General features: G+C 71.2%; 13 protein-coding genes. 9 read left to right on the top strand and 4 right to left on the bottom strand.

The window, feature by feature from the left end; translation table 11 throughout:
- Positions 1–103 precede the first annotated feature (103 nt).
- The 3 genes from ACYVK7_RS11480 to ACYVK7_RS11470 are packed head-to-tail and all read left to right on the top strand — an operon-like array spanning position 104 to position 3,656.
- A complete protein-coding gene (locus ACYVK7_RS11480; protein ID WP_460887809.1) occupies positions 104–1,642 on the top strand; it encodes a sugar ABC transporter ATP-binding protein in 1,539 nt (512 codons plus the stop codon).
- 13 nt (positions 1,643–1,655) lie between these two features.
- Positions 1,656–2,639, top strand: coding sequence for an ABC transporter permease (locus ACYVK7_RS11475; protein ID WP_460887808.1), 984 nt, complete (start codon positions 1,656–1,658; stop codon positions 2,637–2,639).
- A gap of 33 nt (positions 2,640–2,672) precedes the next feature.
- Positions 2,673–3,656 carry a substrate-binding domain-containing protein gene (locus tag ACYVK7_RS11470; protein WP_460887807.1) on the top strand — a complete coding sequence of 328 codons (984 nt, stop codon included), beginning with the start codon at positions 2,673–2,675 and terminating at the stop codon, positions 3,654–3,656.
- 114 nt (positions 3,657–3,770) lie between these two features.
- Here the strand turns inward: ACYVK7_RS11470 and ACYVK7_RS11465 are convergent, their stop codons facing one another.
- From ACYVK7_RS11465 to ACYVK7_RS11455, 3 genes are all read right to left on the bottom strand, one after another.
- The gene (locus ACYVK7_RS11465) at positions 3,771–4,475 is read right to left on the bottom strand and encodes a FadR/GntR family transcriptional regulator (RefSeq protein WP_460887806.1); all 705 of its coding nucleotides are present in this window, start codon (positions 4,473–4,475) and stop codon (positions 3,771–3,773) included.
- Entirely contained in the window at positions 4,462–5,817 is a 1,356-nt protein-coding gene (locus ACYVK7_RS11460; protein WP_460887805.1) for an enolase C-terminal domain-like protein, read from the bottom strand. The genes ACYVK7_RS11465 and ACYVK7_RS11460 overlap by 14 nt, the downstream gene beginning before the upstream one ends.
- A 318-nt stretch (positions 5,818–6,135) precedes the next feature.
- Complete coding sequence (locus ACYVK7_RS11455; protein ID WP_460887804.1) at positions 6,136–7,392, bottom strand: amidohydrolase; 1,257 nt, start codon at positions 7,390–7,392, stop codon at positions 6,136–6,138.
- 131 nt (positions 7,393–7,523) lie between these two features.
- Between ACYVK7_RS11455 and ACYVK7_RS11450 the strand changes: the two genes are divergently transcribed.
- Positions 7,524–8,195, top strand: a complete 672-nt coding sequence (locus ACYVK7_RS11450; RefSeq protein ID WP_460887803.1) for a GntR family transcriptional regulator — start codon at positions 7,524–7,526, stop codon at positions 8,193–8,195.
- Positions 8,196–8,217: 22 nt separating this feature from the next.
- Here ACYVK7_RS11450 and ACYVK7_RS11445 read toward each other — a convergent pair whose 3' ends face one another.
- Positions 8,218–9,417 carry an MFS transporter gene (locus tag ACYVK7_RS11445; RefSeq protein ID WP_460887802.1) on the bottom strand — a complete coding sequence of 400 codons (1,200 nt, stop codon included), beginning with the start codon at positions 9,415–9,417 and terminating at the stop codon, positions 8,218–8,220.
- 150 nt (positions 9,418–9,567) lie between these two features.
- Between ACYVK7_RS11445 and ACYVK7_RS11440 the strand changes: the two genes are divergently transcribed.
- Genes ACYVK7_RS11440 through ACYVK7_RS11420 form a run of 5 tightly spaced genes read left to right on the top strand, consistent with a single transcriptional unit; the run spans position 9,568 to position 14,772 of the window.
- Positions 9,568–10,899, top strand: coding sequence for an ABC transporter substrate-binding protein (locus ACYVK7_RS11440; protein WP_460887801.1), 1,332 nt, complete (start codon positions 9,568–9,570; stop codon positions 10,897–10,899).
- 1 nt (position 10,900) lies between these two features.
- Positions 10,901–11,866 carry a carbohydrate ABC transporter permease gene (locus tag ACYVK7_RS11435; RefSeq protein WP_460887800.1) on the top strand — a complete coding sequence of 322 codons (966 nt, stop codon included), beginning with the start codon at positions 10,901–10,903 and terminating at the stop codon, positions 11,864–11,866.
- A 1-nt stretch (position 11,867) separates the two neighbouring features.
- Positions 11,868–12,785 carry a carbohydrate ABC transporter permease gene (locus ACYVK7_RS11430; protein WP_460887799.1) on the top strand — a complete coding sequence of 306 codons (918 nt, stop codon included), beginning with the start codon at positions 11,868–11,870 and terminating at the stop codon, positions 12,783–12,785.
- 25 nt (positions 12,786–12,810) lie between these two features.
- The gene (locus ACYVK7_RS11425) at positions 12,811–13,614 is read left to right on the top strand and encodes an IclR family transcriptional regulator (RefSeq protein WP_460887798.1); all 804 of its coding nucleotides are present in this window, start codon (positions 12,811–12,813) and stop codon (positions 13,612–13,614) included.
- A 48-nt stretch (positions 13,615–13,662) separates the two neighbouring features.
- Positions 13,663–14,772, top strand: a complete 1,110-nt coding sequence (locus tag ACYVK7_RS11420) for a mandelate racemase/muconate lactonizing enzyme family protein (RefSeq protein ID WP_460887797.1) — start codon at positions 13,663–13,665, stop codon at positions 14,770–14,772.
- Positions 14,773–14,842: the final 70 nt, after the last annotated feature.

Raw genomic sequence — 14,842 nt, 5'->3', positions numbered from 1 at the left:
GCGGCTCGAGGGGTCAGTTCGGTGTCGATCTGGCCAGGGATCTTGAGATGCATCCGATGTCTGCGGTATGAATGCGACTAACACGGAGGCAAAGGAGCATCACGTGTCGGACAGCCCAGCCCTCTTGCGCGCGACGGGGATCAGCAAGTCCTTTCCCGGGGTCCGCGCGCTCGACGACGTGCACCTCGACCTGCGGCACGGCGAGGTGCTGGCGCTCGTCGGCGAGAACGGAGCGGGCAAGTCGACCCTCCTGAAGCTCCTGTCCGGCATCTACCAGCCGGACGCCGGGGCCATGGAGCTCGACGGCACGCCGATGAGCCCCGCCGGCCCCCGGCAGGCGAACGAGCTGGGCATCAGCGTGATCCACCAGGAGTTCCACCTGATGCCCGACCTGAGCGTCGCGCAGAACATCTTCATCGGCCGCGAGCCCCGGCGGGCCGGCCTCATCCGGGACGACGAGCTCGTCCGCCGGGCAGCCGCGCTCTTCGAACGCCTCGGCATCCCGCTGGACCCGCGGCAGCCCGTCGCGCACCTCAGCGTGGCCGGGCAGCAGATGGTGGAGATCGCCAAGGCCCTCTCGTTCGACGCCCGCGTGCTGATCATGGACGAGCCCACGGCGGCGCTCACCGAGACCGAGGTCGCCACCCTGTTCCGGATCGTCCGCGACTTCGTCTCCCCGCGCACCGGCGTCATCTACGTCTCGCACCGCATGGACGAGGTCAAGGAGATCTCCGACCGCATCACCGTGCTGCGCGACGGCCGCTACGTGGACACCCTGCCGACCGACCGGACCGACACCCGGGAGGTCATCGCGGCGATGGTGGGCAGGCAGCTCGAGACCGGCGTGCGGCCCGACCCGGCGGCGTCCGGCACGAGCGAGCGGGAGGTGGCGCTCGCGGTGCGCGGGCTGAGCACGCGCAAGCTCCTCAAGGACGTGTCCTTCGAGCTGCACCGCGGCGAGATCCTCGGCTTCGCGGGGCTCATGGGCGCAGGGCGCACCGAGGTGGCCCGGGCGATCATCGGCGCGGACCGCTCGACCGGTGCGATCGAGGTGAACGGCCGCCGGGTCACCGTGCGCAACCCCGCTGACGCCGTGCGCCACGGCATCGGCTACCTCTCGGAGGACCGCAAGCGCTACGGCCTGCTCCTGGACCAGGACGTGGTGCGCAACGTGATGCTGTCCTCCCTGCCGGGGATGACCCGGGCGGGCTTCGTCCGCGACACCGCAGGGCGCCAGGTGGCCGCCGAGATGGTGGACCGGCTCGCGATCAGGACGCCGTCGGTCACCCAGACGGCCAAGAACCTCTCGGGAGGCAACCAGCAGAAGGTGGTCCTCGCCAAGTGGCTCGTGCGCGACTGCGACGTGCTGATCGTGGACGAGCCGACCCGCGGGATCGACGTGGGCGCGAAGGACGAGATCTACGGCCTGCTCACGAGCCTGGCCGCGCAAGGAAAGTCCATCATCGTGATCTCGTCCGAGCTGCCGGAGGTGCTGCGGCTCGCCGACCGGATAGTCGTCATGTGCGAGGGCCGCGTCACCGGCACCCTCGCCAACGCCGACGCGACCCAGCACGACATCATGGAGCTCGCGACGCGGTTCGGTGCCGACCGCTCGCTCGTCACGACCGGAGACGCACAATGACCGGAGACGCACAATGACGACGACGTCCACGACGACCCGCAGGCCCGCACGGTTCGGCAACCGGCAACAGCTCCAGCAGGTCCTCGCCTTCGCGGGGCTCGTGGTGATCTTCGCCTTCTTCTCGATCGCCAGCCCGTACTTCCTGGACTGGGCCAACGTGAAGGGCATCCTGCTGGCCACCGCCGTCACCGGGATCATGGCGCTGGGCGCGACGTTCGTCATCGCGACCGGCGGCATCGACCTGTCGGTCGGCACGGGCATGACCCTGTGCTCGGTGATGACGGGCGTGTTCCTGGCGAACCTCGGGCTGCCGCTCGTGGTCGGCGTGCTGGGCGGCCTGGCGATCGGGGCGCTGATCGGTCTGCTGAACGGCCTGAACGTCTCGTACCTGCGGCTGCCGCCGTTCATCGCGACGCTGGCGATGATGATGGTGGCGCAGGGCCTCTCGCTCGTCATCTCGGGGACCAAGCCCATCTACTTCAGCGACGTCGGCGGGTTCGACCAGCTCGCCGCCGGGGAGCTGGTGCCCGGCCTGCCGAACGCCGTCCTGATCTTCTTCGTCGCCGCCGTCATCGCCGGTGTCACGCTGAGCAGGACGCTCACCGGCCGCTACGCGCTCTCGATCGGTTCCAACGAGGAGGCGACGGCGATCTCGGGCGTCGACGTGCGGCGGTGGAAGGTGGTCATCTACACCGTCGCCGGACTGTTCACGGGCCTGGCCGGCGTCGTCATGGCCTCGCGGCTCAACTCCGCGCAGCCCGGCCTGGGCCTCGGGTACGAGCTCGAGGCGATCGCCGCCGTCGTCATCGGCGGCACCTCGCTGCGGGGCGGCAAGGCGACGATCCTCGGCACCGTGATCGGTGCGCTGATCATGGCGACGCTCACCAACGGCCTGCGGATCATGTCGATCCCGCAGGAGTGGCAGAAGGTCGCCGTCGGCATCGTGATCGTCCTGGCCGTCTACGCCGACATCCTGCGCCGGGGCAAGGAAGCCTGACGTGACCGTGACCACCGAAGGAGATGGACCCACATGAACAGCAACACCAGCACGCGCCGAAGGTTCGCCACCGTAACCGCCGCGTCCGTGGCCGCGGTCCTCGCGCTCGCCGCGTGCGGCTCGGAGGGCGAGCAGCCGGGAGCGGGGGACAAGCCCTACGTGGCCCTCGTCTCCAAGGGCTTCCAGCACCAGTTCTGGCAGGCGGTCAAGCAGGGGGCCGACGACGCGGCGGCCGAGCTGGACGTCGAGGTGACGTTCGAGGGCCCCGAGACGGAGACCGAGGTCGAGAAGCAGCTCACCATGCTGCAGACCGCCCTGGACAAGAACCCGGACGCGCTCGGCTATGCCGCCCTCGACTCCGAGGCGTCCATCCCGATGATGACCGACGCCGAGTCGCGGGGGATCCCCGTCATCGCGTTCGACTCCGGCGTGGAGTCGGACGTGCCGGTGACCACCGTGTCCACCGACAACCTGGCCGCCTCGGCCGAGGCGGCCAAGCACATGGCCGAGCTGGTCGGCAGCGGCAAGATCGCGATCGTCGGGCACGACCAGACGTCGCAGACCGGCCAGCAGCGGGTCGAGGGGTTCACCCAGTACGTCGAGGAGAACGCGCCCGACCTCGAGATCGTCGACACCCAGTTCGCCGGGGGCGACCACCTCAAGTCCGCGGACGCCGCGAAGGCGATCATGCAGGCCCACCCCGACCTCAAGGGCATCTACGGCACCAACGAGGGCTCCGCCATCGGCGTGGTCAAGGCGGTGCAGGAGTCCGGCAAGGCGGGCGAGCTCACGGTGATCGGCTTCGACTCGGGCACGGCGCAGACCGACGCGATCCGGGACGGCCTCATGGCGGGGGCGATCACCCAGGACCCGATCAAGATGGGCTACGAGACCGTCAGGGCGGCGGTGGCGGCCATCGAGGACGAGGAGCTGGAGCCGGTCATCGACTCGGGCTTCTACTGGTACGACAAGAAGAACATCGACGACGAGGAGATCGCCGCGGTCCTCTACGAGTAGCCCCGCGACGTGTCAGAGCCGGCTACCCGCGTCAGAGGCACAGGTCACTCCGGTGACCTGTGCTTCTGACACGTACGGCCTGACACGTACGGGAGGGGCTGACAGGTCGGTGGGTCAGGGGACCTCGTTCAGGTTCTCTGGTCTGGGGAGGGAGTCCTCCACGCCCAGGAGGTGGCTCGCCATACGGATCCGGGCCGCCTCCGGGTCGTGCGCGGCGAGCGCCCGCCAGATGGCCTCGTGCTCGTCGTGCGTGCGCTCCTCGATGCCCTCCGTGTGCAGCACCCGCCACAGGCGCGCCCGCACGGTGCGGCCGGCGAACGACTCGATGAGCGCCTCCAGCACGGGGTTGCCGGTGTGGGCCGCGATCACCCGGTGGAACGCGATGTCGATCTCGATGAACTTGTCGTGGTCCACGGGATTCGCGTGCAGCACGTCGCTGACCTGGTCCAGGATCGCCCGCGCCTCGGCCACGGCGGCGTCCGGCATGCGGCTCGCCGCGAGCCCGGCGGCCTCGGTCTCCAGCACGCGGCGCACGCTGTGGAACGCGGGCATGGCGCCGTCGTCCTGGAGGTCGAGGACCAGGGCCATGGGGGAGAGCAGGCGGCCGGGGTCGAGGCTGGTGACGTAGGTGCCGTCGCCCTGACGGGTGTGCACGACGCCGAGGATCGACAGGGCGCGCACGCCCTCCCGCAGCGAGCCGCGCGAGACCTGGAGCGTGTCGGCCAGGTCCTTCTCGATCGGCAGCCGGTCGCCGGGGCGGAGCCGGCCGTCGAGGATCATCCTGCGGATGCCGTCGACGACCTCGTCAGTGCGGGACATGGTCCGCAGTATCGCGCACCCAGTACGTCCCGTGCGGGAACCTGAACCGGTCCAGGGACGCCTCGTACATCCGGGTCGAGTAACCGGGGCGGGACGGCAGCACGTACGCGGTGCCGGCGCCCCGGTCGGCGACGAGGCACGGGTCGGTGAAGTGCTCGTGCAGGTGGTCCACGTACTCGGTCACGCGGCCGGTCAGGTCTCCGCCGACCGCCACGTAGTCGAGCACGGAGACGTGCTGCACCATCTCGCACAGGCCGACGCCGCCCGCGTGCGGGCACACCGGCACCCCGAACTTCGCCGCGAGCAGCAGCACGGCGACGATCTCGTTGACGCTCGCCAGCCGCCCGGTGTCGAGCTGGCAGTAGTCGATCGCGCCGGCCTGGAAGAGCTGCTTGAACATCACGCGGTTGTGGCAGTGCTCGCCCGTGGCCACCCCCACCGGCGCGACGGCGCGGCGGATCGCGGCGTGCCCCAGGATGTCGTCGGGCGAGGTCGGCTCCTCGATCCACAGCGGGTCGAACCGGGCCAGCACCCCCATCCACTCGATCGCCTGCGGCACGTCCCAGACCTGGTTGGCGTCGATCATCAGCGCGCGGTCCGGGCCCAGCACCTCACGTGCGATGGTGAGCCGGCGCACGTCCTCGGTGAGGCTCGCCCCGACCTTGAGCTTCACGTGCTGGTACCCGGCGTCGACGGCCTCCTGGCACAGCCGCCGGAGCTTGTCGTCGCTGTAGCCGAGCCACCCGGCCGACGTCGTGTACACCGGGTAGCCGGTCCGCTCCAGGTGCGCGAGCCGCTCCTGCTTGGTGCCCTCCCGTTCCCGGAGGATCGTGAGTGCGTCCTCGCGGGTCAGGGCGTCGGAGAGGTAGCGCAGGTCGGCGACGTCGACGAGCTGCTCCGGCGTCATGTCGACCAGCAGGCGCCACAGCGGCTTGCCCGCCCGGCGGGCGACCAGGTCCCAGAGCGCGTTGAGCACCGCGGCCAGCGACAGGTGCACCACGCCCTTCTCAGGCCCGAGCCAGCGCAGCTGGCTGTCGGCGGTCAGGCCGCGGTAGACGGCGCCCATGTCGGCGGCGAGCTCGTCGACGTCCCGGCCCACGAGCATCGCGGCCTGCTGGCGCGCGGCCTCGGCGACGATGTCGTTGCCGCGGCCGATGGTGAACGTCAGGCCGTAGCCGCTCAGGTGTGCGCCACCCGGGTCGTCCGGGTCGGGGGCGTCGGTCTCCAGCACGACGTAGGCCGCCGAGTAGTCGGCGTCCTTGTTCATCGCGTCGGAGCCGTCGGCCGTGACCGACGTGGGGAACCGCACGTCCTCGACGCGGACACCTCTGATCGTGGCCATGCCCGCTCCTTCGCAAACATCGGATGAACTGCCAGCAATCTACGGAGGACTGGCGCGAGGGTCAAGGTGTTGGAGTGGCGGATGAGGGGATTGGTTTGATCAATGAGGTAGGTGAGGGCGGGCAGTGCCTGAGTTCGGTCTCTTGCACCGCCCTCGGAACGACTTCGGTCCGTTGCCATGAGATCGGTCATTCAACCGACCGATCTCATGGCAACCGACCGAAGTCAGATCTCAACCGACCGATCTCATGGCAACCGACCGAAGTCGCTCGTACCCGCCCACAGTCACCCGCATCCGGTCCTCAGGTGTCGCCGGCGGTCAGACCAGTACCTCGCCGTCGCGTGCGACGACCCGGCCTCCGGCCACCACCAGCGCCCGGCGCGGAGCGCGGACCACGGCGTCCGGCACGTTCTCGGCGTCGACGAGCACGACGTCGGCCGGGGCGCCGGCCGCGAGGTCGTGCACGGCGCGGCCCACGAACCGCCCGGCGTCGGCCGAGGCGATCCGGGCCGCGGTGACCAGGTCCTCGTCGTACCGGAAGCCCGACAGCCGGGCGAGCTGCGTGGTCAGTGCCAGCAGGTCGCCGGTGCCGTACGGGGACCACAGGTCGCGGATCCCGTCGGTGCCCAGGCCGACGGCGACCCCGGCGTCTCGCAGCGCGTGCAGGGGCAGGGGAGCCCCGCCGATCGGTGCGACGGTGGTCATGGTGATCCCCGCCTCGCCCATCGCGGCGACCAGCTCGGCCTGGCGCGTCGGGGCCAGCTGACCGACGGCGAAGCCGTGCGCAACGTTCACCCGACCCTGAAGGCCGGTGCGCAGCGTCCGGTCGATGATCAGCTCGATCTGGAACGCGCCCAGGTCACCGCCGTCGTGCAGGTGGATGTCGATACCGACGTCGCGCCGCTCCGCGATCGCGAACAGGCCGTCGAGCTGGCCCACCGGGTCGCGGTCGACGGAGGCTGGATCGAGGCCGCCGACATGCTCGGCGCCCGCCATGGCGGCGGCGTCGAGCAGCTCGAGCACGCCCGGTCGGCGCAGCACGCCGTCCTGCGGGAACGCCACGATCTGAGCGGTCACGGCGCCGCCCAGCGCCGCGACCGCCGCACGTACCGTCTCGATGCCGCGCAGGCCCACGCCCAGGTCGACGTCCACGTGCGTGCGGACCGCCGTGGTGCCGGTGCGGACCGACTCGCGCAGCACGGCGAGGGTCACGTCCACGCCGGGGATGCCGAGCTCGTCGCGGTGCGCCCGCTCGTGCGCGATGCGGCCCTGCACGCCGCCCTCGCCGCCGTAGCTCACCCACGGCTTGCCCCACCACGACTTGTCCACGTGAGCGTGCGCGTTGACCAGCCCGGGCAGCGCGAGCAGCCCACCGCCCTCGATGACGCCGTCACCCGCGCCGTCCCGACCCGCGCCATCCCGACCCGCATCGCCCTCACTCGACTCGGCAGCCGCGGGTCCGGCCGGGTCGTGCGGGACGATGGCCGTGATCTGGCCGTCCTCGAAGTGCAGGTCGCTGCGCGCGCCGCCCCAGGGGCGTACGTCGCGCAGGACGGTGCCGGTGGTGGTGCTCATCGGGTTCCTCTCACTGTGGTCTCTCGGGCGCGGAGCGTGACCGGGACGATCGTCAGGACAAATGGTATCCCATTTGCGGGTAGCGGGGCCTGGCCCCCCGTCCGGGCGGGCACCCCTGGCAGGATGGCGACATGACCACGCCGCCGGCCGAGTCCTCCGGGCAGAGAGGTTTTGCGCCCGAGTCGGCGCGCGTCGCACGTGTCGTGCGCGAGCAGATCGTCGACGGCACGCGCGAGCCCGGCAGCCGGCTCGTCGAGCGTGACCTCGCCGCGGAGCTGGGTGTGAGCCGCATCCCGGTGCGGGACGCGCTGCGTGCGCTCGCCGCGGAGGGACTGGTGACCCCGCGCCCGCGCAGCTGGGCGGTCGTGCGAGAGTTCACGGATGCCGACGTCGCGCACCTGCAGGAGGTGCGCGAGGCCACGGAACCGCTGCACTTCCGGCTCGCCGCCCGGCGCCGTGCACCGGACCAGCTCGCCGCGATGACGGAGGCGTGGGAACGCGAGGCCGCCGCGGCGGCCGAGGGCGACGGGCCGGGCGCGCGCCGGGCGGCGGCCGACTTCCACGAGGCGGTGGTGGGTGCCGCCGGCAACCCCGTGCTCGCCGAGCTGCACGCCGTCACCGCCAGCCGGGTGCGGTGGCTGCTGGCCCAGCACTCCGACCTCGCCGGCATCGCGGACGAGCACCGGGCGCTCCTCGACGCCGTCCGTGACGGTGACGAGGAGACCGCTGCCCGGCTCGCGCGCGAGCACCTGCGCACGAGCCGGGCGGCGGCCGCCGAACGTACGCGCGCTGGAGCGCCCTGACACGTCGACGTGGCCGAGGCGGCTACCCGCGCCGTCGGCGGTCGGCCTTGCCTGTCCAGTGCCCCACCCAGACGGCGCCCAGCAGCGCCAGCACGCCGATCAGCACCGGCGCGGCGGCCAGCGGCGCGACGGCGGCCACCGCCGAGACGAGCAGGGGGCCGCCGGTGTTGCCGATGTCCCCGCACAGTCGCCAGCCGCCGAGGAACTGCGCGCGACCCTCCTGCGGCGCGGCGTCGGCTCCGAGGGTCATCACGATCCCGGAGCCGAGCCCGTTGCCGAGCGCGATGACCGCCATCACCAGGCCGACGCCCAGCGCGGAGTCGGTCAGCGGGAGCAGCAGGCACCCGACGCCGACCGCGAGCACCACCGGCACCGCCACGACCTGCCGGCCACGGGTGTCCAGCAGCCAGCCGCCCGGCAGGGTCAGCGCGATGTCGATGGTCGCGGCGACCGCGAACAGGAGCGAGACCACGGCGGCCGAGATGTGCACGTGGTCGGCCCACAGCGGCAGCAGCCCCGTGCGCACCGACCGCGAGGCGCCGATGATGATGACGGCCACGCCGAGGGTGAGCAGCGTGCGCCGGTGCTGCCACAGCACCGAGTGCACCGGGAGCGGTGCGGCGGTGCGGGCCACGCGCCCGAAGTCGGGCATCCGGGTCACGATCAGCGCCGACGCGAACGACGCGCACGCCGCGAGCACGAACACCGAGCGCACCCCGAGCAGGTGGATGAGCAGGGCGCCCAGCAGCGGGCCGATCAGCACCCCGAGGCGCATCGAGCCGCCCAGCAGCGCCATGCCGCGCGCGCGGTGGCTGACCGGCACGGCGTCGATCAGGAACCCCTGTCGGGCCAGCAGGAACGCCGTCCAGCTCATCCCGCTGACGAAGACGCACACGCACAGCAGCCAGACCGACGGCACCAGGAACGCGGCCGTCATCGCCACCGCGTCGATGATCCCGGCGATCACGAGGGTGCGCCGCTCGCCCAGTCGCGCCACCAGCGCGCCCGAGGGGAGGGAGTTGGCCAGCTGTCCGATCCCCAGGAGCGCCACCACGAAGGCCGCGACGGCTGTGCTCGCCCCGAGGTTGGCGGCGTGGATCACCAGGATCGGCAGCACTGCGCCGTGGCCGATCGAGCTGACCACGGACGGCAGGTAGGCGACGACGGCGATGTCGCGGAAGCGGAACGCCGGATCGTCAGCTGGGTCGCCGGTTCCGGTCACGCCAACATCCTGCCAGATAGTTAGCCGCGGCAACGACCCGGGCTATCGTGCGGACCGTTGACGCGCTCGACCGCCTCCGCTAGTGTTCCCGTTCATCGACACAGCAGTCCCGTTCAGTGGGACCGCACACAATGGGGTGGAGATGTGGAGATGAGTACGCTCACGCGCCGTACGGTCCTGCGGGCGATCGGGACGGCCGGGCTCGCCGGTGTCGCGGCCGCGGTCGCAGGCTGCGCGCCGACGATCGGGACCGGCGAGCTCCCGCGGATCGCCGCCGCCTATGACGGCCCGCCGATCAGGCTGCGGTTCTGGAACGGGCTCACGGGCGGTGACGGTCCGGTCATGCGGGCACTGATCGCCGAGTTCGCGCGCGAGCATCCGAACATCGCCATCGACATGTACGCCTTGCCGTGGACGGACTTCTACCAGAAGTTCCCCGCCGCGGTCACGAGTGGTCTGGCGCCGGACTTCGCACTCATGCACAACTTCCAGGTGGCGACGAACGCCGCGCGGAAGGTGATCATGCCCGTCGACGAGGTGCTTGACACCGTCGGCCTCGTGGAGGCCGACTACCTTCCGGTCGTCTGGGACTCCGGTGTCTACCGGGGCCAGCGCTGGTCGCTCCCGCTGGACATGTGGCCCGACTCGCTGTTCTACAACCGCCGGGTGCTGGAACAGGCCGGGCTGGATCCGGACGCGCCGCCGGTCGACCGTGCCGGGTACGAGCTCGCGCTGGACGCGCTGGCGTCGTCCGGGGTCCAGGGCCACTGGCTCCCGGCCGTGGACCCGCAGGGCGTGGGGAGAGGGTTCGACTCCCTGCTCTGGCAGTTCGGCGGCGAGCACTATGACAGCGCTGGCAGGACCGCGACGTTCGCCGAGCAGGCCGGTGTGGACGCGCTCGTATGGCAGCAGTCCCTGATCCGTGCGGGCTGGAGCCCGCGCAACGTCAGCGGCTCCGACGCCTCCATGGCGTTCAAGAACGACCAGAACGCGTTCCTCTGGGGCGGTCCCGGCGCCCTGATCAACGACCTGGGGTCGGTCGACGGGCTCGACTGGGACGTCGCCCCGCTGCCGCAGATCGGCGGTCAGCGCGCGGCGTTCTCCGGCTCGCACCAGTTCGTGGTCTCCCGCCAGCCGAGCTTCGACGCTGACCGCCTCGCCGCCGTCGTGACGTTTCTCGGGTGGATCCTCGCGAACTCGATCGGCTGGGCGACGGCGGGACCGGTGCCCGCCCGGCTGCCGATCCTGGCCTCGCCGGAGCTGGCGGACCTGCCCGCGCAGGCGCACGTCGCCGAGGGCGTCGAGCACATCCGGTTCTACCCGCTGGTGCCGGGGATCGCGGAGGTGCAGACGACCATCCTGTACCCGGCGGTCGGTGACGCCCTGCTCTCGCTCGGCGACCCGCGCGGCGCGCTGGACACCGCGACGACCCAGGCGTCCTTCCTGCTCCAGGAGAACGTCGAGAAGTACGGGAGGGCCTGACATGACCACCATCGCCTCGCCGCGCACGGGTCGCCCCCAGCGCTCTGCCGGCTCCGCGCGGGCTCGGTCCGCCGCGCGCTCGCCGCACCGGCCCCGGCCCTGGACGCCATACCTCTTCCTCGCGCCGTTCCTGCTGATCTTCGGGACGTTCGTGCTGGCGCCCGCAGTGTCCGGGATCTGGATGAGCCTGCACAACTGGGACTTCTTCCTGCCCGACCGGCCGTTCGTCGGGCTGCAGAACTACGTGGACCTGTTCACGCCCGACGCGCTCGTCGCGCAGCAGTTCTGGGAGAGCATGCGGGCGACCGGCCTGTTCGTGCTGTTCTCGGTCCCGCTGCTGATGGCGATCCCGCTCGGCCTCGCCCTCCTGCTCAACCAGCGCTTCCGCGGGCGCACCTTCTTCCGGGCGGTGTTCTTCGCGCCGTACGTGCTGGGCGTCAGCGTGATCGGCCTGCTCTGGCAGTACCTCCTCAACGGCAACACCGGTCTGGTGAACGGGTACCTGGCGGAGCTCGGCATCACGGAGGCGGTGCCGTGGCTGACCGCGACCCCGTGGGTCTGGGTGTCGCTCGTCGGCGTGACGGTCTGGTGGACGATGGGCTTCAACTCCGTGGTCTACCTCGCGGGACTGCAGAACGTCGACGAGGCGCTCTACGACGCGGCCAAGGTGGACGGCGCGGGCCGCTGGGCCCAGTTCGTGCACGTCACGATCCCGCAGCTGCGCCCGGTCCTCCTCTTCGTCCTCACGATGACGGTGCTCGCCTCGGCGAACATGTTCGGCCAGTCGTACCTGCTCACCTCTGGCAACCCGTCGAACGAGACGCGCACGGCGATCATGTTCATCGCCGAGGTCGGGCTCGAGCAGTTCCGCATGGGCCTCGCCGCAGCGATGAGCTACCTGCTCGCCCTGCTGCTGATCGCCGTCAGCGCGCTGAACTTCCTGTTCCTGCGACAGAAGGAGAGCTGAGATGGCAACGACGATCGAGCGGCCAGGCAGCACCGACCGGCCTGCGGCACCGCGGCCGGCCACGGCCCGCCGGAGCGGCGAGAGGGCGAGCGGCCGCGGCGTCGTCGGGACCCTGCTCCTCTACGCCATGCTGCTCATCCTGTCCGTGATCATCTTGGCCCCGATGCTGTGGATGCTGTCGACGTCGTTCAAGACGACCGGTGATGCCACGGCTCTCCCGCCGCAGTGGATACCGCCGACGCCGACCCTCGAGGGCTACACCAAGCTGTTCGCCGACGCGCAGGCGCCCCTGCTGCGGTGGCTCGGGAACTCGGTGCTCGTCGGCGTGCTGCACACTGCGCTCGTGCTCGTCACCGCCTCGATGGCGGCCTACCCGCTGGCCCGGATGCGGTTTCCGGGCAGGCGGGTGGTGTTCGCGCTGATCATCGCGACGCTGTTCGTCCCGGGATTCGTCTTCCTCATGCCGAACTACCTGATCGTCGACGGGCTCGGCTGGCTCGACAGCCTCTGGGCGCTGGTCGTGCCGGGCGCTGCCAGTGCGTTCGGCGTCTTCTTCCTGTGCCAGTTCTTCGCGAGCATCCCGGCGGAGCTCGAGGAGGCGGCTCTCATCGACGGCGCCAACCGCTGGCAGATCTTCTTCCGCGTCGTGCTGCCGCTCTCCAAGGCACCTCTCGCGACCCTCGGGCTCCTGTCCTTCCTCGCCAGCTGGAACGACTTCCTCTGGCCGCTGTACGTGCTGTTCAACCCGTCGCAGCTGACCCTGCCCGCCGGCCTGGCGACGCTCCGCGGCGCCTACGCGACCGACTTCCCCGCCGTCATGGCCGGAGCCGCGATCGCGAGCATCCCGGTGCTGATCCTGTTCGCCTTCGTGCAGCGCTTCGTGATCGCCGGCGTCGCCAGGTCCGGTCTCAAGGGATGAACGGACACCGGGAGAGAATGGCCGCGTGAATGACACGAGCAACCGGACCTCCGCCGACGGTGGGACCGTCGGCACCCTCGCACGTGGCCTCGACATCGTGGAATGGGTCGCCGCGACGCCGGGCGCGACAGTTCAGCGGCTCTCGGCGGACCTCGGTCTCAGCCGCAGCGCGGCGTACCGCATCGTCGGCATGCTCAAGGACCGCGGCTACGTGGTCGGCGAGACAGAGCTGCGCCTCGGGCCGGTCATCATGCGGCTCGGACTGCAGGCGCTGGAGGGCCTCGACATCCACGCCGTCGGGCCCGAGTACCTGCGCGAACTGGTCGAAGAGACCGAGGAGACGGCGTTCATCGCCGTCTTCGACGACGACCAGATGTGCTACGTGATGCAGGAGGAGGGACCGCAGGTCGTCCGGGTGCTCTCCAAGCTCGGCGGCCGGGCCCCGCTGCACGCGTCGGGCCTCGGCAAGGCCTATCTCTCTGCGTTGCCCGAGGCCGAGCGCGGACTCGTCGTCGAGCGCATCCCCCTGACCGGCTATACCGCGACGACCTTCACCACCGCACCAGCGCTGCACGCGGAGCTCGACCGGATCCGCGACCAGGGCTGGGCCCTCGACGATGCCGAACGCGAGCCAGGGGTGCGCTGCATCGCCGCGCCGATCCGTGGCGCCGGCGAGCTCCCGGTCGCCGCGATCAGCGTGGCAGGGCCGCGCGACCGCATCGTCGCCGCCCAGCCCGCGATCGTCACGGCGGTGGTCCGCACCGCCGCCCGTATCTCCGTCGCGCTCGGCGCGGCGCCACCGTCCCACCCGCTCTCTCACGACACCTGATCACGACACCTGATCACGACACCTGATCACGACACCTGATTGGACTCCATGGGCACCTCCGACCCTCGCATCCGTTCCGTCCGGCTCGCTCGGCTCGACACGCGCTATCCACGCACCGTTGGGCGCAACGCCCGGCTCGGCAGCCACGGCAGCGGCCCCGACTCGGACGTCGCGGTGCTGGTCACCGAGGACGGCCGAACCGGCTGGGGCCTGTTCGAGGGCCCACCGGGCGACGTCGGCCGGGTGGAGGGCCGCCTGCTCTCCGAGCTGATCGGCGCGGGCACCGGTGTCCTCGACGACGCGGACCGCTGGCTCGACATCGCCCTGCACGATCTGCTCGGAGTCGTGCTGGACGCTCCGGTGCACGCGCTGCTCGGCGGGCGTGGCTCGGTGGACGTCCCGGTCTACGACGGCGCGATCTACTTCGACGACCTCGACCCGCAGGACACGCCGCGCGGGATCGAGGTCCTGCTCGAGGAGTGCCGGGCCGACGCGGCTCGTGGCTACCGCGACTTCAAGCTCAAGATCGGCCGGGGCAACCGGTGGCTGCCTCGTGCCCAGGGCGACGTCCGTGACATCGAGGTAACGCGTGCCGTCCGCGACGCGTTCCCGGACGCGCGGATCCTCGTCGACGCGAACGACGGGTACGACCTCGACGGGTTCGTCACGTATCTCGAGGCCGTCGCCGACGTCGGGCTGTTCTGGGTCGAGGAGCCGTTCCTCGACGACGCGGACGACCTCGCCGCGCTCCGCGCGTGGCTCGACGCGAAGTCGCCGGAGACCCGCATCGCGGAGGGGGAGACCTCGCCCGACGTCGGCGCGCTGCTTCCCCTCGCAGCGGCGGGGTCCATCGACGTGCTGCTGATGGACGTGCTGTCATACGGCCTCACGGCGTGGCGGCGGCTGATGCCGGACCTCGCGGCGGCGGGTGTCCACGGTTCGCCGCACGCGTGGGGGCGGCCGCTCAAGACCCGCTACGCCGCACACCTCGCGGCGGGACTCGGTAACGTCGAGATCGTCGAGGGTGTGCCGGGCGACGTGGCCGGCGTCGACCGACGGCTGCTCCGTCCGGTGGACGGTGTGCTGCGGCTCGACGGCTCCCCGGGCTTCGGCGTCCCGCTGCCCGACGAGGCCCACCTGCGACAGCTCGTCCGATGACCTGACGAGCGGCTGCCCTGACGGGCACCGATGAGTCCGTCCGCGCTCCCGCGTCTACCTCCTGACCGCA

It is taken from the genome of Promicromonospora xylanilytica (assembly GCF_054782895.1).
The sequence above is the reverse complement of the archived record's forward strand: the minus strand, read 5'-3'. Positions and strand labels throughout refer to the sequence as shown.